Below are 23,447 nucleotides of genomic sequence, written 5' to 3' on the forward strand. Positions count from 1 at the left end.
TAGTATATTAAAGGTTATTTTAGAACAATTATGCATGTTTTTATTAATTTAAGGGGTTTTGGATGAAGCGCGTACTGAAAAAGCTGACACTGGTTTTACTGGGGTTCATGTTCGCGAGCGGGGCCTATGCCGCTAGGGACATCCGGATGTCCACCACTACAAGCACTGAGAATTCCGGCCTATTGAAATATTTGCTGCCTGCGTTTGAAACTAAGTGTAGCTGTAAGGTGCGGGTGATTTCGGTGGGCACCGGCAAGGCGCTGGAACTTGGCAAAAACGGAGACGTGGATGTGGTACTGGTGCACGCGCGGCCCGCCGAAGACAAGTTTGTGGCCGAAGGTCATGGCGTTAACCGAAAAGACGTGATGTACAACGATTTTATTCTGGTAGGCCCGCAGTCTGACCCGCTGCAGCTTCGCGGCTCAAAGGACGTGATTGCGGCGTTCAAAAAACTCGGTGAAGGCAAAGCCAAGTTTATTTCGCGCGGCGACAATTCAGGCACCGACCAAATGGAAAAGAATTACTGGAAAATCGCCGGCATCGAGCCCAAGGGCGGCTGGTTTGTTTCTGCCGGTCTCGGCATGGGCGAAGTGCTGACCATGGCGGGCGAAATCCAGGGTTATACTCTCTCTGACCGCGCCACTTACGGCGCCTACCGCGCCAAGACCGGGCTGGACATTCTGGTGCAGGGTGACTCCAGGATGTTCAACCCTTATGGCCTTATCGCGGTCAATCCGAAAAAATATCCCGATATTAATTATCAAGGCGCGGCAGACTTCATCAATTGGATTATTTCGGATGAGGGACAAAAGATAATTGCCGAATTCAAGGTGAACGGCGAGCAATTGTTTTATCCTTCCGCCAAGAAAGCTCAATGATGGATTTGCTCGAACCCGCGCGGCAGGCGTTTCATCTTCTATTCGCCGGCGACCCGGAATTGTGGCAGATCATCTTCATCTCGCTGCGTGTTTCCGTGACCGCGATGCTCGTCATTACACCCTTTGCGATAGCCGCAGGTTTTTTTCTGGCCACGGTGCCGTTTCCAGGACGTCGTGCTTTGGTGATTCTGGTGCAAGGCTTGCTGGCCTCGCCCACGGTAGTGGTGGGTTTGCTGCTTTATCTTTTGCTGTCGCGCGCGGGGCCGTTTGGCGATTGGCGCCTTTTGTTCACCCCGGCAGCGATGATGATAGGCCAGGGCATCATCGCTTTTCCGGTATTGGTCGCTTTTACTTTGTCCGCGGTGCAAGGCGCCGATCCGCGCACGCATGAAACCGCGGTGAGTCTCGGCGCCGGCACCACGCGCGCCGCGCTGACCACGCTTCTGGAAGTGCGCTTTGGGGTGATGGCGGCCGTCTTCAACGGCTTCGGGAGGGTATTTTCCGAAATCGGCTGCTCGCTGATGGTGGGCGGCAATATCTTGGGGTTGACACGCAACATCCCCACGGCGATAGCGCTTGAAACCAGCAAAGGAGAGTTCGCTCAAGGTATCGCCTTGGGTTTCGTGTTGATGCTAACGGCCTTGGGCGTGAATTACGCTCTGGCTTTCCTGCAAGGCGAAGGCGGGCTCAAGTGAACGGACCTTTGCTGCGGATCGAAGGCGTGCGCAAAAGCTATGGTTCGCGCCTGATTCTGGACGTGGATTGCCTGGAGTTGCATGCCGGTGAGAGCTACGTGGTGACCGGCGATAATGGCGTGGGGAAAAGCACCCTGCTGCGGATTCTTGCCGGCCTGGAAAGTGCGCAAGTTGCGAAATACCTGTTTGAAGGTTATTCCGTGTCGCTTGAAAACTATCCGCAGGAGCTGCGGCATGAAATCATTTACGTCCGCCAGCACCCCTACCTTTTTAAAACCAGTATCACTGACAATATCGCCTATGGTCTCAAAGCCCGGGGCGTTCCCAAGCTGCAGCGCGAGGCACTGGTGAAGGAAGCCATGGAGTGGGCGGGCGTTGCTAATCTTGATCACGTGCCCCCGCAGAAGCTTTCCGGCGGCGAAAAACAACGGGTCGCTCTGGCCAGGGCCAAAGTGCTCAGCCCGAAGTTATTTTTACTGGATGAACCGACTGCCAACCTCGACGCAGAAGCGCGCCGCCAGACTATCGAATTGATTCAGCGCCTGTGCCTGAATAACAACTGTGTACTGATTGCCTGCCACGATTACGAGATTATCAACCTTCCCCGCATGCGCCGCATGACCTTGGCTGAAGGCCGACTTGTGCCTCAAGTGGCAGCAGCAAGGCAAAAGGGGACTGTCTAGACAGAAAAAAAGCCATTGTTCCATAATGGTTTTCTGCCGCATTCAGAGTTGAACAAAATGTCGCACCCGTGTTTAAATGAGGGAATAGCAGGTGACTATGAATGGCGAGCAATCGGAAAAGCGGGCAGGAAACTGAGGCCGTGTGAGTCATCTTAATGGCGGTCATGATGAAAATTTTTGGATTTGCAGGATACTCGGGCAGCGGCAAGACCACGCTGATTGAACAGATCGTGCCGCAATTTGCGATGCAGGGCCTGAAAGTGTCGCTCATCAAGCATGCGCACCATGGTTTTGATATCGACCACCCGGGTAAGGATTCCTACCGCCACCGCGAGGCCGGCTGCAGTGAAGTGCTGATCACTTCCAGCCAACGGTGGGTGCTGATGCATGAATTGAGCGGAGAGCCGGAACCCGGCTTACAGCAGCAGTTAAAGCGCATTTCGCCCTGCGACCTGGTTTTGGTGGAAGGCTTTAAAAAAGAACCCATCCCGAAGCTGGAGATCCACCGCGCGGCGATGGGCCAGCCTTTGCTGCAGCCGGACGACCCTTATATTGTGGCCATCGCTTCCGACACCCCGATTAAAGCCGGCGTACCGGTGCTGGATCTTAACGATCCGGAGCGAATTGCCGGATTCATTCTGCGGCATCTCGGAATAAAACTTGCGGCGGAGCTCAAAGCGTAGAATGCAAACATGGTAAATCTCGTTTATTTTGCCCGACTGCGCGAAGCGCTGGGACTTGCCTCCGAACAAGTTGCTCTGCCTGACGACGTGCACAGCGTGGAGCGATTGACGCAATGGCTGCGCCGCCGCAGTGCACCCTGGGATGCCGAGCTGGCGCCTGGAAAGAGAGTGCGGGTGGCGGTGAATCTGGAAATGGCGAAGCCGGATACTTCGATTGACGACGGCGATGAAGTGGCGTTTTTCCCACCGGTGACGGGAGGTTAAAGTGGCGGTGCGCGTGCAAACCGGGGATTTCGATATCAGCGCGGAAATCTTGCAGCTTCGAAGGGGCAACCCAAAAATCGGCGCAGTCGCTTGTTTCATTGGTTTAGTGCGGGACATTAATGAGAATGCCACGGTTGCCGAAATGACCCTGGAGCATTATCCCGCAATGACCCAAAAGGCGCTCTCCGGCATCGTTGAGGAAGCTAAACAGCGCTGGGACATCATGGATATTTTAGTAGTGCACCGGGTGGGCACGCTCAAGCCTATGGACCAAATCGTACTGGTGGTGGTGGCAAGCGCCCATCGCGGGACGGCATTCGCTGCGTGTGAATTCATCGTGGATTATTTGAAGACCAAGGCGCCATTCTGGAAAAAAGAACAGACCGAGAAAGGAGCGCGTTGGGTCGAGGCGCGCGACAGCGATGACGATGCCTCCCAGCGCTGGCATTGACAGGCGCCCGGTCGAAGCAGAACTTGATCGAGTTCAATGTCCAGGCCACCCGGAACGGCTTGAGGGTGAATTCCGAGGCGCGGCTCTATGCCATCCCGGTCCCACAGCGAATTTCGGATTTTCATGAGGAGAAACAATGAAAGGCATTTATCTGAAGCTTTATGTGCCCGAATTCGAGAAGCATTCAAATGACGAGGCGTTGCACCAGTGGTTGATGAACAAGGCAAAGTCTTTGGGCATCCAGGGCGGGACGGCCATCCGCGGTATTTACGGCTATGGCCGACACGGCGACATCAGCGTGGACAATGTTTTCGGCGAGTCGCCAATGGAGGTGGCGTTCATGACGAGCGAGGAGCTGGCAGGCAAGTTGCTCGATCTTATCAAGAAGGAAAAGATCACGCTGTTCTACATCAAGAGCGAGGCTGAGTACGGCTGGCTGGGAGAAATGCAGAAGAGCGATTAAGGGCGATTCTGAAGGCCCTTGTCTTCCCGGCCCCGACTGGCGCGCAAAGACGCCGTGGCTTCACCCTACATCAATCACTTATTGCGCTGGCCAACGTGCTTTGGAACGAAGGCGGCATTCGCGACCGTTATTGTGGCTTAACGTCCCAATTGAGCCGCGTGCAGCTTGCTGGCGTCGGTCTCGAATTGGCGGTTAGACCGCGCGCCCCAAACACACGCCAGTTATCTTTGTACTTTCCGACCTTTTCAAGGTAGATGGAGTACCAAGCAGATTTTCGCGATGGCGTGGGGGGTGAGATCCTCATGTTCCGCGAGACAATCCGACTTGGCACCAAGTAGTACTCTATTCGATCCTTTCTCAAGTTCACAAGCGCGTAAATCAGACTGTTGGATTTCAGCTCTTTAGCGTTAGCGTTCAGCAACCAGAAGTTAAAGGTGCTCGCATTTGTTTTTACTTGAACCGCGAAGGTGCGCTTCCCTTTAGCATTTGTGACGAGAAGGTCAGCACCCTGAGCGTTGCGAGAAGTTGGCGACGCAATGAAGCCCCGACGGGAGAGTTCCGCCGCGACGAGAAACACCCCCGTCATGCCAGTAAATTGTCCCTTCGATGCCATTACTGCGCGGTCTAACGCCTGAGTTAAGCCGCCGCCGGCTTGGAGCGCTTGAACGAAGCGCGGCGCGTTCCCGCTATCGGCTTGAACGTCTTGTTGGGCTCCAGCGCGACCTCGATGAGCTTACAGGACAGCAGTTCGTTTCGTCCGACGGGCACGTTGGAGATAATCGCCACGACGCTTTTAATCCCTTCGATCTGAGGCAATGTGTCGTACCACGCACCATAGGTACGAGGTCCTGATTCGGGTACAGGATCGGTGTAAACAAGGCCCAGGAAGCCACGCACAGATTCAAGCGAATGCATAGCCAACCAGGACGCAGAACCGCAGGAGCGAAGTTTGTTGATGTTTGCACGGAACTCACTGAAGTTCTTAGAACCAGCGCCCCCTTTCTTGTGGAGCTGACGTCCAGACAAGTCGAAGAGTAGCTGCGATTGGTAGAACTTGAGCTCGATCAAAGACGCCTGCTTTCCCTCCCGAAGCAATACATCATGCGGTTCCACTCTGTGAAGCAAGTGACGCGTGGTGTCGCCACGAGCAGGTGGCGAACAAAGAAAAACCGAAAGACGCTCTCGTTCCAATGTGGCAACGGAACCTCTGACACTCCCACTATAACGTCATGGCATGCCGCTCTCAGTGCATCCGTGACAAGCATCATTCCTCTCCGATACTCAAGTCGCACGCGGTAATGCCAATGGAGCCCAACGTCGGCGTTAACCAGCCGCCGAGGCGTGCAGCGCCGAGGGAACCCAACGGCGCAGCTGTTGGGCGGTCCGGTTGACGCGCGGGTCAGATCCCATTCGCTGTCCGATGGATAGCTGGTATGTAAGCGCTGCCACTCGAACTCAGTTGTCGCGACACCGTGAACTCGCAGCCATAGCTCCGGAAGTCGGGCACACCGAATGTCTCTTTACCCGGAGCCAGATCACGAACGTTCTTGGGCCCATCGTGAGCCGCGAGGCGCTTGAGGAATTCCGGATCGTTAGCCTCTCGCATATCTAGGTAGTAAGCGAGGCGAAACGTTGTGGGGTTCATCTGGGTTACCCACGCTGCGGTTTGCCCGAGGTCTGAGCCGACTGCTGCCGCCAAACGCGAGATCTCTAGCATGTCCAGGGCATTCGGAAAGGCGTTGGCGATGACGTCGTATGCCCGCTTGCGCAGACCGGTTCCGAAGACCACGGCTCTCCCGTGAACGATCGTTTCCCAGACAGGGGGATTCCTGAATGGCTGACCTGACCAATAGCGCTCAACCCAGGATAGGTCGGTTTGATCGAGTCTTCCATCCCCGTCGACTTTGGCGTAGGTGATCCAGTTGGAGTCAACGCGCGCAGGAATACCGACTGGGTGTACCTCCAGTTCAACAATATTCTCCTGGCGGAAATGGCCACCCCATGCCGTTGCTTTATCAGCTTGTGCAAGATCCTCGAGGAAATACATGCCCGCAAGACGAGACATCTGTTGGGGATAGCGCTGGGCACGGACGGCGTCGATCAGCAGCTCGTTCTGAAACCGTGCGTTGTTCTGAGACTGGACGATGCCAGCGAACATTACGGACACCGGACACTTGGGAGGAGTTCCGGCCGCCTGCGCAGAGACGAGTACGCCGCGATAGACTCCCCATGCGACTACTTGATGATCAACGTTCAGATAAGCGAATCCTTTAAACGACAGTGCCTTGCTCTTGTTTTCGTCCATAATTTAATCCTTCTCATGACTGAAGGATTATGGCACAAGTGGTCAAACGCCGGAAGGCGGAAACAAACGACGAAATCTCACGCGAGCCTAGCGTCTCGCGTAGGTTGCACGCCGCGGGTTAGGTGCGTTTTGCTTGGCAAGTGATATCGACTGATTCAATAAATTCCTTGCCGCGTCGGTAACTTCAGATGCGGTTGAGCCTGCCGGCCCAACTCCGCGAGCAACCAAATCATCCGCCGCGGCACCGTGCAGGTAAACCGCGAGCAGCATTGCGTCGCCTGCGTTCAAACCCTGCGCGATCAGCGCTGCAATCATTCCCGTCAGCACATCACCCATGCCTGCGCTGGCCATGCCCGGATTGCCGGTTGAATTGATATACCAGCTTCCATCCGAGAGCGCGCAAATGCTGCCCGCGCTTTTTAATACGACGTGGCAATTAAACCGTTTGGCGATGCCGGTGGCCGAAGCAATGCGGTCGTGTTGAATTTCCTGAGTGGAGACGCCGAGCAGCCGCGCCGCTTCGGCGGGGTGGGGCGTGAGGATGGTCGGGGCATTCCTTTTTTTCAGCAATTGTCGCAGCTTGACGTCGGCTCCAATCAGGTTAAGTGCATCGGCGTCCAGCACCAGCGGCAGCTTGGTTTTGAGCGAGACACCGAGATGTTCCTTTGCTTTTTTCGATTTCCCCAAGCCGGGCCCGACCGCCAGGCAATTGAGATGGTCGAGCGCGAGCAACTCTTCGGGTGTGCGCAGCATCAGTTCCGGTTGGAGGGAATCGGCACTCGGCGCATTTTCCGCAAGCAATGCGACATAAGTTCGGCCTGCGCCGAGTTTCAGCGCGGCGCGGCCTGCAAGCAACGCCGCGCCCACCATGCCCTTTGCTCCGCCGATAATCCCCGCGTTGCCGAACAGGCCCTTGTGACTATTGCGCGGCCGCGGCTTGAGCCTGGGGCAAGTGGCTTTCGATAACAGCCAGCCTGGTGCCGGCAAAATTGAGTTGGCATTGATGCCGAGTGTGCATGGATGAATCTCGCCGCTGTAATCCAGGCCATCGAGCGTGAGCAGGCCGGGTTTTAATGCAATAAAAGTTGCGGTATGGGTCGCGCGCACCGCGATGCCCATGATACGGCCACTGTCCGCTTCCAGCCCGCTGGGGACATCGAGCGACAGCACGGGGATATTCATGTGGTTGATGCGTTCCACCAGTCTGGCGTATTTCCCGGTGAGGTTGCGCGCCAATCCGATGCCAAACAAGCCATCCACCACCAGATCCCATTTGCTCTCTGGAATTTGAGTGCGAAGCGTGCCGCCGGCCTTTTTCCATTTGCGCAAGGCGCCGGCGGCATCACGTGGCAGTTTTTTGACGTCGCCGGTAAATACGACTTCAATTTTGAACCACCATTGCTTGAGATGGCGCGCCAGTTCCAGGGCGTCGCCGCCGTTGTTTCCCGGTCCGGCAAACACCAGCACGGCATTGCCTGTGGAACCCAGCAAATCACGAGCGAGTTCAGCCGCGGCCAAGCCCGCCGCTTCCATAAGCTTGCCCGCCGGGCCTGCCCTGGCCTCGATTTTTCTGATGTCGCGGCTCAAGTAAATGGGTTGAGGCGTGGCGAAAAGATCGGACATTTTTGCATCATGCATAAAGTGGGGCAGATGCTAGTTTAGCTGTAAAGCGACTGTTCGGTTAGGGTATAATTCAACCTTTCGGGAGCCTATCTGCAACTCATGCTTCGACTCCTTAAGCTGCGTGGGCGCAACGCCCTCTCCGGCTTCCGTCTCAACCAGCTCACCTCCTCTCTGAAAATCTTTGTTCCCTCGATTATCGGGATTTATCCCAAGTTTTGGCATTTTGTGGCGCTCACTGGAGATTTGAGTGAAACGGAAAATGCAGTGTTGCGGCGGATTTTAACTTATGGGCCGGTGACACAGGCAGAGCAGGCGAAAGGGGAATTGCTGCTGGTGGTGCCGCGCATCGGAACGGTTTCTCCCTGGTCATCGAAGGCGACTGACATCGCGCGGCACTGCGGTTTGCAGGCGGTGGAGCGCATCGAACGCGGCATCGCATTTTACTTCGACAGCCGCGGCCCGCTTTCCAGTCAAGACAGGCGGGCGCTGTTGCCGCTGATTCACGACCGCATGACCGAATCGGTGCTTGATTCCTTTGATGAGGCCGAAAAATTATTTAAGCATTTTGCGCCGACGCCGCTCAACACCGTAGATATTCTCAACGAAGGCGCGCCGGCGCTGGTTCGCGCCACCCGGGAAATGGGACTGGCGCTTTCCGACGATGAAATCGACTATCTGCTGGAAAACTTCAAGCGCCTCGGCCGCAACCCCACCGATGTGGAACTCATGATGTTTGCGCAGGCGAACTCCGAGCATTGCCGGCACAAGATTTTCAACGCCGACTGGGTGATTGATGGCGTGAAACAGCCGTATTCGCTGTTCGCCATGATCAAGCACACCCACCAGCAGCACCCTGAGGGGACGCTGGTGGCGTATGCGGACAATGCGGCGGTCATCGAAGGCGCGAAGGTGGAACGTTTTTATCCGGTAAACGGCGAATACCGCCATGCGTTGGAAGACACGCACATCCTGATGAAGGTGGAAACCCATAACCATCCCACCGCGATCTCGCCTTTTCCCGGCGCCGCCACCGGTTCGGGCGGTGAAATCCGCGATGAAGGCGCAACCGGCCGCGGCGCCAAGCCCAAAGCCGGGCTGACAGGCTTCTCGGTTTCTAATCTCAACATTCCGGACTTCAAGCAACCATGGGAGATTCATCATGAGGCCGTTAACGACGGTTACGGAAAGCCTTCGCGCATCGCTTCGGCTTTGCAAATCATGCTGGAAGGGCCGATAGGCGGTGCTTCGTTCAACAATGAATTCGGGCGTCCCAATCTCTGTGGCTATTTCCGCACTTATGAAGAATGGGTGGCGGGCGAGATGCGCGGCTACCATAAGCCCATCATGATTGCCGGCGGCTTGGGCAATATCGCTTCGCTGCACACGCGCAAGCAAAAATTCCCGCAGGGCGCCTTGCTGATTCAATTGGGCGGGCCGGGCATGCTGATCGGTCTGGGCGGCGGCGCGGCATCGAGCATGGATACCGGTACCAACGTGGAAAACCTCGACTTCGATTCGGTGCAAAGAGGCAACGCCGAAATGCAGCGGCGCGCGCAGGAAGTAATCGACCGCTGCTGGGCTCTCGGTGAAAAGAACCCGATTCTTTCCATACACGATGTAGGCGCCGGCGGATTGTCCAATGCGGTGCCGGAGCTGGTGCACGGTTCAAGCTGCGGCGGGCGCATCAAGCTGCGCGACATTCCCAGCGAAGAACCCGGCATGTCGCCGCTGCAAGTCTGGTGCAACGAAGCGCAAGAGCGCTATGTGCTGGCAATAAAGCGGCAGAATGTGGATTTATTCGATGAAATTTGTGAGCGCGAGCGCTGCCCGTATGCGGTGATGGGCGAGGCGACCACCGAGCCGCAATTGCAAGTCGAGGATGACGTTTTCAACAATCGGCCGGTGGATATGCCTTTGGACATCTTGCTGGGCAAACCGCCGAAAATGACCCGCAACGTTACGCATCACGCCAGGGACTTGCCGGCGTTCGATGTCGGCAATCTCAATTTGGCGGATGCGGCTTACCGCGCGTTGTGCTTGCCGGCGGTGGCCGATAAAACTTTTCTCATCAGCATCGGCGACCGCACTGTCGGGGGTTTAAGCGCCCGCGACCAGATGGTGGGACCGTGGCAAATTCCAGTGGCCGATGCCGCCGTGACCTCGATGGGTTTTAAAACTTTTCACGGTGAAGCTTTTGCCATGGGCGAGCGCTCGCCGCTTGCGCTGTTGGATGCCAGGGCTTCGGCACGCATGGCGGTGGCGGAGGCGATTACCAATATCGCAGCCGCTCCGATAGCAAAACTTGGTAATGTGAAACTTTCCTGCAACTGGATGGCGGCGGCAGGACACCCGGGTGAAGACGCGGCGCTCTATGATGCGGTGCAGGCAACGGCCATGGAGTTATGCCCGCAGCTCGGCATCAGTATTCCGGTGGGCAAGGATTCGCTGTCGATGAAGACGGTTTGGGAAGACAACGGCAGAAGAAAAGAGGTTACCGCTCCACTTTCGCTCATCGTCTCGGCGTTTGCTCCGGTTGGGGATGTGAGAAAAACGCTTACTCCCCAGTTACGTGCGGACTGCGGCGAAACCGAGTTGATCCTGATTGATCTGGGCAATGGCAAAAACCGCCTAGGAGGCTCGGCGCTGGCGCAAGTGTACAAGCAGACCGGCAACACCGCTCCCGACGTGGATGAGCCGCGCGAGCTGAAGTGCTTTTTCGAGGCCGTGCAAAAGCTCAATAATGAACAGAAAATCCTTGCCTATCACGACCGCTCGGATGGCGGGCTGTTTGTCACGCTGTGTGAAATGGCTTTTGCCGGGCATATGGGCCTTACCGTAAATCTGGACGGGCTTTGTTACGATCCGCTTTGCAACGATGTGGAAGGACAGGAACGCGAGCCGGATTATTTGCTGCCAGGCCGCTACCGAGAACGCATTCTCCAAGCGCTGTTTAACGAAGAGCTGGGCGCGGTGCTGCAAGTTAAGGCAGAGGACCGCAAGGTGGTGCTGCAGGTATTGTCTCGAGCCGGTTTGCAGGCCCATCTCATTGGCGGCCCGAACCAAAACGATGAGCTGCGCCTGGTGCGCAATGCCAAGGCGATTTTCTCCGAACCCCGGGTGAAGTTGCAGCGCGCCTGGTCGGAAACCACTTATCACCTGCAAAAGCTGCGCGACAATCCGGAAGCCGCGCAGCAGGAGTACGACCGTATTTTGGATGTTGCCGATCCGGGCTTGCATGCCGAGTTGTCATTTGACTTGAACGAAGACATTGCCGCACCTTATATTGCGACTGGAGCGCGTCCACGCGTGGCAATTTTGCGCGAGCAGGGTGTCAATGGCCAGGTGGAAATGGCGGCTGCTTTCGACCGCGCGGGCTTCGCCGCGGTGGATGTGCATATGAGCGACATCATCGCGGGGCGCGTCTCGCTCAGGGACTTCAAAGGATTTGCCGCCTGCGGCGGTTTTTCCTATGGGGATGTGCTGGGGGCGGGAGAAGGCTGGGCCAAATCGATTTTGTTCAACCCGCGCGCGCGCGATGAATTCGCGGCTTTTTTTTCGCGCAAGGACAGTTTTGCCCTGGGTGTGTGCAACGGCTGCCAGATGATGTGCAATCTGCGCGAGCTCATCCCCGGCGCAGAAAGCTGGCCGCATTTCGTGCGCAACCGCTCGGAGCAGTTCGAGGCGCGTTTTGTGCTGGTGCAGGTGGAGAAAAGCACGTCGCTGTTTTTTGACGGAATGGCCGGCAGCCGCATGCCGATCGCGGCGGCTCACGGCGAGGGCTACGCTGAATTTGCGGATGAAAAGCAACTGCAAGCGGCGCTGGTGAGCCTGCGTTTCGTTGATAACCACGGCAAAGCGACCGAAACCTATCCGTTCAATCCCAACGGCTCACCCTCCGGGATTGCCGGCCTCACCACGCCCGACGGACGCTTCACCATTCTCATGCCGCATCCCGAGCGGGTGTTCCGTACCGTGCAGCATTCCTGGCATCCGCGGGAGTGGGGCGGGGACGCTCCGTGGCTGCGGGTGTTCCGCAACGCCCGCACGTGGGTGGGGTGAGCCTTCAGGTAGTTGTGGCAGTTTGATTGAAGCCAGGCCGTTCGCCCTGAGCTCGTCGAAGGGAACGGCCGTTCATGTCCTTCGGCAAGCTCAGGACAGGCTCTGTCGAACGCTCTCCTGAGCTTGCCGAAGGGCTCACCACCAACGGCTGCCACCCGCGTTATTCGATTTTGGCTTTGGTGCGCAGCTCGCCCACGTATTTTTCAAGTTGTTGCTGCTGTTCGCGCTGTTGCAGATTGGATTTGACGTTTTCAAACGGCGGGATTTTCAACGGTCGCACGTCTTCGAGCTTCACCACGTGCCAGCCGAACTGGGTTTCCACCGGGGTCTGGGTATATTGGCCTTTTTTGAGCTTGGTTAACGCGTCAGCGAATGGTTTTACATAATTGGCCGGCGGAGCCCAATCCAGATCGCCGCCCTTGGCGCGGCTGCCCGGGTCTTTGGATTTTTCCGCAGCGAGTTTCTCGAACTTCGCGCCTTTTTTCAATTGTGCGATGATGTCTTTCGCTTCCGCTTCCTTTTCCACCAGAATGTGGCGGGCGTGGTATTCTTTGTCGCCCAGTTGCGACGTGATCTTGTCGTATCCCGCCTTCAAAACCTCTTCGCTGACGGGATGGGTCTTGAGATAATCCTGGAGATAAGCTCTGACCAGGACGGTTTGCCGCGCAAATTCAATCTGCGTGGCGACTTCAGGATTTTTATCCAGGCTGTTTTTGGCCGCTTCCTGGGCGAGCAGCTCGCGGTTGATGAGCTCATCGCGCAGATTTTTCCGCAGTTCTTCGGTATCCGCCTGTCCTTGAGCGGCGCGTTCCCTGGCCAGCAGATCGAGTTGGCTTTGCGGAATGGCTTTGCCATTCACGGTGACGGCGATTCCGGATTTAGGCGCGGCTTTAGCGGCGTCCTGTGCATGGCATAAAGTAAAAACGGCAAAGCTGGAAACTGCAACCAGCAGCAGTTTTGAAGTCTTGAGGCGCATCTTCAGGTTCCTTTTGGCAAAAGTTAAGTCAATTCTTCGGGGGTGCAGGCTTTTATGCTGAGGGCGTGAATTTCCTGGCTCATCATCCCGGAAAGCGCGGTATACACCATGCGGTGGCGGGCCATCGTGCTTTTTCCCTGAAACTGCCGGGAGACGATAGTAATCCAGTAATGTCCGCCGCCGCTTTTCGCGCCTTCATGCCCTGCGTGCTTGCTGCTTTCATCCACGATTTCCAGGCTTTCCGGCGCGAGCACGGCTAGCTGTTGCTGGATACGCTCGAGGGTGCTCATGAGGCAACGCCGTGCGTGAAGCAACGCATAGTATAAATAGTATAAAACGAAATGGCTTCTGGCACTATGCGGGGAAGACCTTTTTGAAAGGCTTGACCGCGACTTTTCCGTATACACCGGAAGCCACATAGGGATCGGCGTTGATCCAGACTTTCGCTTCCTGCAACGAGGCAAATTCGGCCACGATCAGGCTGCCGCTGAAACCGGCAGGACCAGGATCCGGGCCGTCGATGGCCGGGCACGGGCCGGCTAGAATCAGGCGGCCGGCATCCTGCAATTCCTTGAGCCTTGCCAGGTGCGCGGAGCGGGTCGCCTGTCTTTTGGGCAGGCTGTCCGGTGCATCTTCTCCGATGATTGCATAAAGCATTACTTCGTCTCCTTGTCTTCAACGTACTTCGCCAGCATCAGTCCCTGCAGCAATACGAAGACAAGCATCAATCCAATGCCGCCAAACAGCTTGAATTTGACCCAGACGGATTCGGGAAAATTGTAAGCCACGTAAAGGTTGACTGCGCCCATGAACAGGAAAAAACCAACCCAGCTTAAGTTGAGTCTGCTCCACACGGGTTCCGGCAGGACAATCTGGTTTTGCATCATGGTTCGCATCAGATTCTTCTTGAATCCCCATTCGGAGACCAGCAGCGCGACGCCAAACAGCCAGTAAAGCACGGTGGGTTTCCACATGATGAAGGTTTTATCATGGAGGATCAGTGTGGCGCCCCCGAATACCACAATCAACACCAGGCTGACCCATAACATGATATCCACCTTGCGGTGTCTCATCCATACCCAGCCGATTTGGCAAAAAGTCGCAATGATCGCCACCGCGGTTGCAACGAAAATGTCCGCAAACTGGTACGCGACGAAAAAAAGAATGATCGGAAAAAGGTCAAACAGAAATTTCATGGACTATGTGGGGTGCATGGCCAAAGTATGACGGTTTAACAAGGGCTTGTCCATTTTCCGGCGTGCCGGCTCTTTCACTTCTTCTGGTCGAGTTTGAGCGCCGCCGAATTGATGCAATAACGCAAGCCGGTTGGGTTGGGGCCATCGGGGAAAACGTGGCCGAGGTGCGCGTCGCACTTGCTGCATATGACCTCGGTGCGGCGCATGAAGAAACTGTTGTCCTGCTCGGTCTTGACGTTCCCGGTGTCGACCGGCGCCCAAAAACTCGGCCATCCGCTGCCGGAGTCGAACTTGGTCGCGGAGCCGAAGAGTTCGGCGCCGCAGCAGACGCAGTGGTAAACGCCTTGTTCCTTGCAGTTCCAGTATTGTCCGGTGAAGGCGGGCTCCGTGCCTTTCTTGCGGGTGATTTCGTATTGTTCAGGCGTGAGCTGCTCTTTCCATTCCCGCTCGGGTTTAACGGTTTTGTCTTTCATGGTGTGATGTCCCTTTGTTGGGTGTGGCGTAGGGAACCTCTGATTAAGTCCCACGCGGTTGCGACGGTGGCTTTCCGGGATGGGATGCGCGAAGAGAGGCGCAGCCAATGGCCAGACCCCCTTGGCAAGCCGAGCGACAAAGTAGACCGCCCGGAAAGGCGCCCCGGACTCGGTCTCGCGCAGCGTGGTGCGGGCAGGGGCGCAAGCTGCCGCAAGAATCACTGTTAAACGGGGCGCTCATGCTGCCGCTCCCGCACCCCAGCTTCGCTCACCGTGTCGCGGCAGCCTTCCCTCCGGGTTGCGCTAAAATGCGGCGTCTGCGTCGTGCTCGCCGGAGCGTGAAGCCTCGGGTACGTGCGACCGCGAAGGCGAGCGCTGGCCCGCTCCGCTGCACAGCTTCGCAGGTGCGACGCTACGCGGGCCCTCCTCGGTGTCGTAGTCCTGGCTACGACCTTCGTCGCGCGTCTTGCATCCATCCGCATTTTACCTGCAACGCAATCCACGGAGGACTTAATCAGAGGTTCCTGAGTTCCTAATATATAACATAAGTTCATGGGGGGGGTGTCCACTCGCATGGTAAAATGCGCGGCCTTTATGCAATTTAAGGAGCGCAATGGATTCTGCCGCCGGAACATTAAGAGGCGACGCCAAAGTTATCGGCCTGATAGGCTCGGCACACTTCGTAAGCCATTTCTACCAGCTTGCGTTGCCGCCGCTTTTCCCCATGCTTAAAAACGAGTTCGGCGTGAGTTATGCCACGCTGGGCGCTTTAATGACGGTTTTCTATTCCTGCTCCGGGGTATTCCAGGCGCTGGCGGGTTTCGCGGTTGACCGCTTCGGGGCGAGGGCGGTGCTGTTAAGCGGCATGGGCCTGCTTGCAGCTTCATGTATGCTGGCCGGGCTTGCGCCGGTGTTCTGGCTGTTGTTTCCCGTCATGGCGCTGGCGGGGATCGGCAACAGCGTATTTCATCCGGCCGATTTTGCAATTCTCAATGCTTCGGTGACGCCGCCGCGCCTGGGACATGCCTACAGCGCGCACGGCATCGGCGGCAATCTCGGCTGGGCGGCCGCGCCGGTGATGAGTTTCGCGCTCGGCAGCGTTTATGGCTGGCGCGTGGCTTTGATTGTCATGAGCGTGATGGGATTAGCCGTCTTGGCATTTCTCCTGGCGCAGCGTGCTGTGCTGGTCTGCCATCGCCATAAGGTGGAGGCTGCGCAGGGCGGTCTTACCCGCGCCAATATCGTTTTGCTTCTGCGGGCGCCCATTCTCATGTGTTTTGCTTATTTCTGCTTCTGGTCGATGGCCACGGTGGGCATGCAGACTTTCTCGGTCACGGCGCTCACCGCCGTTTATCACGTGCCACTGGCTCTGGCCACTACGGCGCTCACCGCTTTTCTCCTTGGAACTTCGGCCGGAATACTGGCTGGCGGTTTTGTCGCTGCTCAAACCAGCCGCCATAGTCTGGTTGCGGCGGGAGGCATGCTGCTCAGTGCATTTTTTGCCTTTGTTTTGGCTGACGCAACAGCGCCTTCGGTGATGGCGCTCACCACGTTGATGGGCTTTTTTCTCGGCATGACCGTGCCTTCGCGCGTCTTGCTGGTTCGGGCCGCCACCCCTGCCGGCGCCGTGGGCCGTGTCTATGGCTTGGTTTATTCCGGCCTGGATCTCGGCGCATCTATCGCGCCGCTGTTTTTCGGCTGGATGCTCGACGGGGGACATGGGACGGGAATCTTCTACGGCATTGCCGGTTGCATGCTGCTTACCATGCTCACCGCAGTGCAGATGCCCAGGTTTGCGCGCGCCGGCGCTGCGGCGTGAGCCGCGAATAAAAAAATCGGCGCTTTATGGATGCCGACTTTTCAATTGAAAGCGTCAGATCAGGCGGCCTGGCTCACCAACTCACGCAGCACGCCTCACCCCTAGCAGGGTGTTGAAAAACTCTCCGGGAGCCGCGTTTGACACGAAAAATGCTCAGATGCAAGGCGCGCGACGAAGGTCGTAGCTAGGACTACGATGCCGAGGAGCGAAACGCAGCAGATGGGCATTTTTCGTGCAAACCCGGATGGGGCGTGGTTTTCCGGGCGGTCTGCTTTGTCGCTCGCCTTGCGAATATGCAACGGCTATTCGACGCGGCTCGCTTCGCGCATCCCATCCCGGAAAGCCGACGCCGCGGCCCCGTAGAGTTCTTCAACACCCTGCCAGCCCTCTCCCCGCTGCACGCGGAGAGGGGGAATCGGACGAACTGACAGCAGCCTACGCCGCCATCAGTTCTCTTAGAACATACGGCAGAATCCCACCGTGCCGGTAGTAGTCCACCTCGATCGGCGTGTCGATGCGCAGCAGCACTTTTACTTCCTGCTTACTGCCATCCTTGCGCTTAATCACCAGCGTCACGTCCTGCTGCGGCTTAATCTCGCCCTCGATACCCAGAATGTCAAATTCATCGTCGCCGTGGATAGCCAGCGTCTGCACACTGTCGTCGCTTTTGAACTGGCAGGGCAGCACGCCCATGCCGACCAGGTTGGAGCGGTGAATGCGCTCGAAGCTTCTCGCAATCACGGCTTTCACGCCAAGCAGCTGGGTGCCCTTGGCCGCCCAGTCGCGCGAGGAGCCGGTGCCGTATTCCTCGCCGCCAAAAACGACGGTGGGCGTGCCTTGGGCGATGTATTTCATCCCCGCGTCGTAAATGCTCATCTGTTCGCCTGAAGGCTGGTGCTGTGTGATGCCACCTTCGATCCGAGTGCCGTCCGTTTTCGGCGGCACCATCAGGTTTTTGATGCGCACGTTGGCAAAGGTGCCGCGCATCATCACGTCGTGATTACCGCGCCGCGCACCGTAGCTGTTGAAATCGGCCTTGATGACGCCGTTGCCAATGAGATATTTGCCGGCGGGCGAGGTTTCCTTGATCGAGCCCGCCGGGCTGATGTGGTCGGTGGTCATCGAATCGCCGAAAATACCCAGTGCCCGCGCGCCCTTGATATTGCTGCTCTTGCCGGCTTGCATGCCGAAGCCCTGAAAAAACGGCGGCTCGGCGATGTAGGTGGATTTCGGCCAATCGTAAACCTGCCCGGAAGCGGAAGGCACGCTGTTCCACAGCTTATGATCCTTGGTCGGGTTGCTGTAGAGCCGCCGAAAGGTCGCCGGGTCGGTGGCGTATTTCATGAGCGCATGCACTTCGCTGCTTGCGGGCCAGATGTCCTTGAGGTAAACCGGTTTGCCGTCCTTGCCGGTTCCCAACGGCTCGCTTTCCAGATTTTTGAGCACGGTGCCGGCAATCGCAAACGCCACCACCAGCGGCGGACTGGCGAGGAAATTAGCGCGCAGGTTGGGATGAATGCGCGCTTCGAAGTTGCGGTTGCCCGAGAGCACCGCGGCGCAAACCAAATCGTTTTTCACGATCGTTTCCTCAATCGGCTCCGCCAATGGCCCGGCATTGCCGATACAGGTGGTGCAGCCGTAAGCGGCAACCGTGAAGCCCAATTGCTCAAGGTAAGAGAGCAAACCCGCTTTTTGCAGATATTCAGTGACCACACGCGAGCCGGGGGCGAGCGAGGTCTTGATGTGTTTCTTGACGGTAAGGCCTTTGTCCACCGCTTTCTTCGCCAGCAAACCCGCCGCCAGCAGCACGCCGGGATTGGAAGTGTTGGTACAGGAGGTAATCGCGGCGATCAGCACATCGCCGTGACCAAGTTCAACCGTAGGTGATGGGCCGGACGACTCGATGACATTGCCAGGTGTGGGGTGGTTGTCCACCATTTCCACGACATTGGCCGGTGCGCCGCTCTTGAGCGATTCGGAGTTCTGCATGTCTCTGCCGGATACCGGTTCGGCGCCGCTGCTGACGGTGTTAGGCCTGGTCGAATAGCGCTGGGAGAGGTCGTCGGCTTTTTTGGCAAAACCATTCTCGTCGACCGGTCTGGAAAAGAGTTCGGTGAATTTGTTTTTGAGCAGCCCAAGCTCGATGCGGTCTTGCGGGCGCTTGGGACCGGCGACGGAGGGTTTGATGGAAGCAAGGTCGAGTTCCAGCACCTTGCTGTAATCGATCTGGCCTTTTTTCGGAATGCCAAACAGCCCTTGGGCCTTGAAGCAAGAGCTGAAAGCATCAATTTCGTCGGCGGTGCGGCCCGAGCCTTTGAAGTATTCAATCGTCGCCTCGTCCACCGGGAAGAAGCCCATGGTCGCGCCGTACTCGGGCGCCATGTTGGCAATCGTCGCACGGTCCGGCACGGCAAGGGAAGCTGTGCCTTCGCCGAAGAACTCGACGAACTTGCCCACCACTTTTTCCTTTCTCAGCATCTCGGTGATGGTGAGCACCAAGTCGGTTGCGGTCACGCCTTCGCGCAGACGCCCGGTCAGGTTCACTCCCATTACATCCGGCGTGAGGAAATACACCGGCTGCCCCAGCATGCCGGCCTCGGCTTCAATGCCGCCCACGCCCCAGCCGACCACGCCGATACCGTTGATCATGGTGGTGTGCGAGTCGGTGCCGACCAGCGTGTCGGGGTAGTACACGCCGTTTTTCTGATGCACCCCGCGCGCGAGGTATTCTAGATTTACCTGGTGCACGATGCCGATGCCGGGCGGAATCACTTTGAACGTGTCGAACGCCTGCATGCCCCATTTCATGAACTGGTAGCGCTCGGAATTGCGCTGGAACTCGATCTTCATGTTGAGATCGAGCGCATCCCTGGTGCCGTAGTGATCCACCTGCACCGAATGGTCCACCACTAGATCCACCGGCACCAGCGGTTCGATGACCTTGGGATTCTTGCCCATTTTGTGCGCCACGCCGCGCATCGCGGCAAGATCCGCAAGCAGCGGCACGCCGGTGAAATCCTGCAGCAGGATGCGCGCCACCACGAAGGGGATTTCGTCCACACGCGCGGCATTGGGCTGCCAGTTGGCGAGCTGCTTTACATGTTCTTCGGTGACTTTCTTGCCGTCGACGTTGCGCAGCACTGATTCCAGCACGATACGAATGGAAACCGGCAGGCGCGAAATTTTGCCGACGCCGGTTTTTTCCAGAGCGGGCAGGGAATAGAATTTTCCGGTTTTACCGGATTCCAGCTTGAATTCGTGGAGAGAGTTATAAAGATTATGGCTCATTGCTAACCCTTAAAAAGCTATCAGCTCCCGGCACTCGGCTTTCAGAGGATTTGCTGGCCGCTGATTGCCGACCGCCAAAAGATTTAGATTACAAACAAATCCACAAATTCGTTGACCGGCGTGGCCTCCAGCCGCTTCCGGTCGAGACAAAGGTTGAGGATGGCTTTCTGCCGCTTGGCGGGGAAGCGGCGCGCCAGGTGGGTCTTGAACTTCTCAACCAGCAGCGGAATGCCCTCGGTGCGGCGGCGGCGGTGCCCAATCGGGTATTCTACTTCCACTTTCTCGGTCTTGCCGCCGTCCTTGAAGAATATTTGCACCGCGTTGGCAATCGAGCGCTTGTTCGGGTCCAGATAATCCTTGCTGTATTGTTTACTTTCCACGCATTCCATTTTGTCGCGCAACGCATCAATACGCGGGTCTTTGGCGACCTGGTCTTCGTAATGCTGCGCGGTAAGATTGCCGAAAATGAGACCAATCGCCGTCATGTATTGAATGCAGTGGTCGCGGTCGGCGGGGTTGTGCAGCGGCCCTTTCTTGTCGATGATGCGGATGGCCGATTCGTGGGTGGTAATCGTCACTTTCTTGATATCGTCCAAACGGTTTTTGACTTGGGGATGCAGCTGCAATGCACATTCTACTGCCGTTTGCGCGTGGAATTCGGCGGGAAAGGAAACCTTGAACAACACGTTTTCCATAACGTAGAAACCGTAGGGACGCTGGAACTTGAATTCCTTGCCCTTGAACAGCACGTCGTAGAAGCCCCAGGTCTTGGCGGTCAGCGCCGACGGATAACCCATTTCGCCCTTGAGCGTCATCAGCGCCAGGCGCACCGCGCGGCTGGTGGCGTCGCCCGCCGCCCAGGATTTGCGTGAGCCGGTGTTCGGCACGTGGCGGTAAGTGCGAAGCGATTGTCCATCCACCCAGGCTTGCGATACCGCGTCGATGATTTCATCGCGGCTGCCACCCAGTATTTTCATCACCACGGCCGTCGAAGCAACCTTAACCAACAGCACATGATCCAGGCCGACACGATTAAAACTGTTTTCCAGTGCCAGCACCCCCTGGATTTCATGCGCCTTAATCATGGCGGTAAGCACATCGCGCATTACTTGCGGTTTTTTTCCTTGCGCCACGTTGTTGCGCGAAATCCAGTCGGCGGTAGCGAGAATCCCCCCCAGGTTGTCGGAAGGATGCCCCCATTCGGCAGCAAGCCAGGTGTCGTTGAAATCAAGCCAGCGGATCATGCAGCCAATGTTGAACGCCGCCATCACCGGGTCGAGCTGGTATTGCGTGCCCGGAACTTTGGCGCCGTTGGGCACGATGGTGCCGGGAACAATGGGGCCCATGAGCTTGGCGCAGGCAGGGTAGGCGAGCGCTTCCAGCCCGCAACCCAGCGTGTCCATCAGGCAGTTGCGCGCGGTATCGTAGGCTTCCTTGCTTTTGATCTCGTATTTGCTGGCGTAGTCTGCGATATCGACCAGGACTTTGTCGGGCTTGGGGCGGATGTTGGAGATGTGGCTGGACATTCAGTTGTTCCTGTTCACTTTCTTTTCTCAATCGGCACGTACTTCCGATTCTCCGGCCCAATGTAGTTCGCGCTCGGGCGGATGATCTTGTCGTCCACGCGTTGCTCGATGATGTGCGCCGACCAGCCGCTGGTGCGCGAAATCACGAACAGCGGCGTGAACATCACGGTAGGCACGCCCATCATGTGGTAGGAGACCGCGGAGAACCAGTCGAGATTGGGGAACATTTTTTTCTCATTCCACATCACGGTCTCGATGCGCTCAGCGATTTGGAAGAGCCGCACGCTGTCCGCGTCCGTGGAAAGCCGGCGCGCGACTTCCTTGATCACCTGGTTGCGCGGATCGCCGGTGGTGTAAACCGGGTGGCCAAAGCCGGTGATAATTTCCTTGTTGGCGATACGGCGCTTGATGCCGGCTTCCGCTTCGTCGGAGGTTTTGTAGCGGCCTTGCACTTCGAACGCGACTTCGTTGGCGCCGCCGTGCTTGGGGCCGCGCAGCGCGCCAATCGCGCCGGTAATCGCCGAGTAGACATCGGAACCCGTGCTGGCGATTACCCGGGCGGCGAAGGTGGAAGCATTGAATTCATGTTCGGCGTAAAGAATCAGCGAAGTCTGCATTGCGCGCTCATGCAGCGCGGAAGGTTTTTTGCCGTGAAGCAGATGCAGGAAATGCCCGGCGATGGAATCATCATTACTTACCGCCTCGATGCGTTTGCCCGATGCCGTGTAGTGATACCAGTAGAGCAGCATCGAGCCGAATGAAGCCATCAGCCGGTCGGCGATATCGCACGCACCGGCGGGGTTGTGATCGTCTGGTTCAGGAAAGATGGTGCCCAACATCGAACAGCCCGTACGCAGCACATCCATCGGATGAGCGGATGCTGGCACGCATTCCAGCGCTTTTTTCACATTATCCGGAATCTGGCGCAAGCTCTTCAGCTTTTTTTTGTAGGCGTCAAGCTCGGTCTGCGTCGGCAGTTTTTCGTGCACCAGCAAATAAGCGATTTCCTCGAAGGCCGCCACATCCGCGAAATCCAGAATGTCGTAGCCGCGATAATGCAAATCGTTGCCGGTGACACCGACAGTGCAGAGAGCCGTGTTGCCGGCGGTGACGCCGGACAGCGCAACCGACTTCTTTTTCTTCACTTCAGGCACTGGCTGCGCGCTCATGATTTCTCCTGCGCAAACAGTTCATCCAGTTTCTTTTCGTAGGCGTGATAATCAAGGTATTCGTACAAGTCGGCGCGGGTTTGCATCAGGTTGACCACATTCTTTTGCGTACCTTCCTTCCGCAGTACTTGATAAACCTTGAGCGCCGCCGCATTCATGGCGCGGAAGGCGGAAAGAGGGTAGAGCGCGAGACTGACATTGGCGGAACGCAACTCGTCAAGTGTAAACAAGGGTGTGGCGCCGAACTCGGTGATGTTGGCGAGCACCGGCACCCTGACTGCGTCGGCGAACTGTTTATACATGTCAAGCGCGGTCATCCCCTCGGGGAAAATCATGTCCGCGCCGGCTTCGGCGCAGGCGCAGGCACGGTCGATTGCGGCTTGCAGGCCTTCCACCGCCAGCGCATCGGTGCGCGCTATTACCACGAAATCGGCATCGGTTTTGGCATCCACCGCGGCTTTGATGCGGTCCACCATTTCTTCCTTGGAGACGATGGCCTTGCCGGGACGATGGCCGCAGCGCTTGGCTTGAACCTGGTCTTCGATGTGCATCGCCGCCGCGCCGAATTTGATCAGCGATTTCACCGTTCGCGCGATGTTGAAAGCGCTGCCGAAACCGGTGTCCGCGTCAACCAGGAGTGGCAAGCTGGTGACATCGGTAATGCGCCGCGCATCGGTGAGCACATCATCGAGTGTGCCGATGCCCAGATCGGGAAGACCGAGCGAGCCCGCCGCAACGCCGCCGCCGGAAAGATAAATTGCCTTGAAGCCGACTCGCTCCGCCATACGCGCACAATAAGCATTGATGCAGCCCGCTACCTGCAGCGGTTTTTCCTGAACGACGGCGGCGCGGAAGCGTGCGCTTGGCGAGACAGGGCTCATGGGAGTTCCTTGGTT

The 23,447-nt window shown here is 57.2% G+C and carries 21 protein-coding genes; 9 read left to right on the forward strand and 12 right to left on the reverse strand.

Going from position 1 to position 23,447, the window contains the following annotated elements; genetic code table 11:
* Window positions 1–62 precede the first annotated feature (62 nt).
* The 7 genes from VHE58_09305 to VHE58_09335 all read left to right on the forward strand — a co-directional run bounded on the left by VHE58_09305 (window position 63) and on the right by VHE58_09335 (window position 4,117).
* Window positions 63–878 (forward strand): substrate-binding domain-containing protein, encoded by an 816-nt coding sequence (locus tag VHE58_09305; GenBank protein HVS27472.1) that lies wholly within the window; start codon window positions 63–65, stop codon window positions 876–878.
* The gene (locus VHE58_09310; GenBank protein HVS27473.1) at window positions 878–1,573 is read left to right on the forward strand and encodes an ABC transporter permease; all 696 of its coding nucleotides are present in this window, start codon (window positions 878–880) and stop codon (window positions 1,571–1,573) included. The genes VHE58_09305 and VHE58_09310 overlap by 1 nt, the downstream gene beginning before the upstream one ends.
* Window positions 1,570–2,256 carry an ABC transporter ATP-binding protein gene (locus VHE58_09315; GenBank protein ID HVS27474.1) on the forward strand — a complete coding sequence of 229 codons (687 nt, stop codon included), beginning with the start codon at window positions 1,570–1,572 and terminating at the stop codon, window positions 2,254–2,256. Before VHE58_09310 ends, VHE58_09315 begins: the two co-directional genes overlap by 4 nt.
* Before the next feature lie 164 nt (window positions 2,257–2,420).
* Window positions 2,421–2,939: a molybdopterin-guanine dinucleotide biosynthesis protein B gene (gene mobB, locus VHE58_09320; protein ID HVS27475.1), complete on the forward strand. Its 519-nt coding sequence runs from the start codon at window positions 2,421–2,423 to the stop codon at window positions 2,937–2,939.
* A gap of 9 nt (window positions 2,940–2,948) precedes the next feature.
* Entirely contained in the window at window positions 2,949–3,203 is a 255-nt protein-coding gene (moaD, locus tag VHE58_09325; GenBank protein ID HVS27476.1) for a molybdopterin converting factor subunit 1, read from the forward strand.
* 1 nt (window position 3,204) lies between these two features.
* Window positions 3,205–3,654, forward strand: coding sequence for a molybdenum cofactor biosynthesis protein MoaE (locus VHE58_09330; protein HVS27477.1), 450 nt, complete (start codon window positions 3,205–3,207; stop codon window positions 3,652–3,654).
* Between the two features lie 136 nt (window positions 3,655–3,790).
* Window positions 3,791–4,117: a DUF190 domain-containing protein gene (locus tag VHE58_09335; protein ID HVS27478.1), complete on the forward strand. Its 327-nt coding sequence runs from the start codon at window positions 3,791–3,793 to the stop codon at window positions 4,115–4,117.
* A 636-nt stretch (window positions 4,118–4,753) separates the two neighbouring features.
* Here the strand turns inward: VHE58_09335 and VHE58_09340 are convergent.
* The 3 genes from VHE58_09340 to VHE58_09350 all read right to left on the reverse strand — a co-directional run bounded on the left by VHE58_09340 (window position 4,754) and on the right by VHE58_09350 (window position 8,045).
* Window positions 4,754–5,185: a hypothetical protein gene (locus VHE58_09340; protein HVS27479.1), complete on the reverse strand. Its 432-nt coding sequence runs from the start codon at window positions 5,183–5,185 to the stop codon at window positions 4,754–4,756.
* Between the two features lie 331 nt (window positions 5,186–5,516).
* Complete coding sequence (locus VHE58_09345; GenBank protein ID HVS27480.1) at window positions 5,517–6,422, reverse strand: hypothetical protein; 906 nt, start codon at window positions 6,420–6,422, stop codon at window positions 5,517–5,519.
* An 87-nt stretch (window positions 6,423–6,509) separates the two neighbouring features.
* Window positions 6,510–8,045, reverse strand: a complete 1,536-nt coding sequence (locus VHE58_09350; protein ID HVS27481.1) for an NAD(P)H-hydrate dehydratase — start codon at window positions 8,043–8,045, stop codon at window positions 6,510–6,512.
* Window positions 8,046–8,144: 99 nt separating this feature from the next.
* Between VHE58_09350 and purL the strand changes: the two genes are divergently transcribed.
* Window positions 8,145–12,104: a phosphoribosylformylglycinamidine synthase gene (gene purL / locus VHE58_09355; protein ID HVS27482.1), complete on the forward strand. Its 3,960-nt coding sequence runs from the start codon at window positions 8,145–8,147 to the stop codon at window positions 12,102–12,104.
* A 160-nt stretch (window positions 12,105–12,264) separates the two neighbouring features.
* Here purL and VHE58_09360 read toward each other — a convergent pair whose 3' ends face one another.
* From VHE58_09360 to msrB, 5 genes are all read right to left on the reverse strand, one after another.
* Window positions 12,265–13,080 carry a peptidylprolyl isomerase gene (locus tag VHE58_09360; GenBank protein HVS27483.1) on the reverse strand — a complete coding sequence of 272 codons (816 nt, stop codon included), beginning with the start codon at window positions 13,078–13,080 and terminating at the stop codon, window positions 12,265–12,267.
* A gap of 23 nt (window positions 13,081–13,103) precedes the next feature.
* Window positions 13,104–13,370, reverse strand: a complete 267-nt coding sequence (locus VHE58_09365; GenBank protein ID HVS27484.1) for a BolA family protein — start codon at window positions 13,368–13,370, stop codon at window positions 13,104–13,106.
* A gap of 64 nt (window positions 13,371–13,434) precedes the next feature.
* Window positions 13,435–13,737 carry a YciI family protein gene (locus VHE58_09370; protein HVS27485.1) on the reverse strand — a complete coding sequence of 101 codons (303 nt, stop codon included), beginning with the start codon at window positions 13,735–13,737 and terminating at the stop codon, window positions 13,435–13,437.
* Window positions 13,737–14,276 carry a septation protein A gene (locus tag VHE58_09375; protein HVS27486.1) on the reverse strand — a complete coding sequence of 180 codons (540 nt, stop codon included), beginning with the start codon at window positions 14,274–14,276 and terminating at the stop codon, window positions 13,737–13,739. Before VHE58_09375 ends, VHE58_09370 begins: the two co-directional genes overlap by 1 nt.
* Before the next feature lie 74 nt (window positions 14,277–14,350).
* Window positions 14,351–14,749: a peptide-methionine (R)-S-oxide reductase MsrB gene (msrB, locus tag VHE58_09380; protein ID HVS27487.1), complete on the reverse strand. Its 399-nt coding sequence runs from the start codon at window positions 14,747–14,749 to the stop codon at window positions 14,351–14,353.
* A gap of 613 nt (window positions 14,750–15,362) precedes the next feature.
* Between msrB and VHE58_09385 the strand changes: the two genes are divergently transcribed.
* Window positions 15,363–16,568 (forward strand): MFS transporter, encoded by a 1,206-nt coding sequence (locus tag VHE58_09385; GenBank protein HVS27488.1) that lies wholly within the window; start codon window positions 15,363–15,365, stop codon window positions 16,566–16,568.
* Between the two features lie 435 nt (window positions 16,569–17,003).
* Here VHE58_09385 and VHE58_09390 read toward each other — a convergent pair whose 3' ends face one another.
* The 4 genes from VHE58_09390 to prpB form a co-directional block, all read right to left on the reverse strand.
* Window positions 17,004–19,856, reverse strand: a complete 2,853-nt coding sequence (locus VHE58_09390) for an aconitate hydratase (protein ID HVS27489.1) — start codon at window positions 19,854–19,856, stop codon at window positions 17,004–17,006.
* Between the two features lie 83 nt (window positions 19,857–19,939).
* Window positions 19,940–21,382, reverse strand: a complete 1,443-nt coding sequence (locus tag VHE58_09395) for a bifunctional 2-methylcitrate dehydratase/aconitate hydratase (protein ID HVS27490.1) — start codon at window positions 21,380–21,382, stop codon at window positions 19,940–19,942.
* Between the two features lie 14 nt (window positions 21,383–21,396).
* On the reverse strand, window positions 21,397–22,551 hold the full coding sequence (gene prpC, locus VHE58_09400; GenBank protein HVS27491.1) for a 2-methylcitrate synthase: 1,155 nt from the start codon (window positions 22,549–22,551) through the stop codon (window positions 21,397–21,399).
* On the reverse strand, window positions 22,548–23,432 hold the full coding sequence (prpB, locus tag VHE58_09405; protein ID HVS27492.1) for a methylisocitrate lyase: 885 nt from the start codon (window positions 23,430–23,432) through the stop codon (window positions 22,548–22,550). The genes prpC and prpB overlap by 4 nt, the downstream gene beginning before the upstream one ends.
* Window positions 23,433–23,447 lie beyond the last annotated feature (15 nt).

The sequence above is a fragment of the Burkholderiales bacterium genome, assembly GCA_035543335.1.
Classification (GTDB): Bacteria; Pseudomonadota; Gammaproteobacteria; order Burkholderiales; family JAHFRG01; genus JAHFRG01.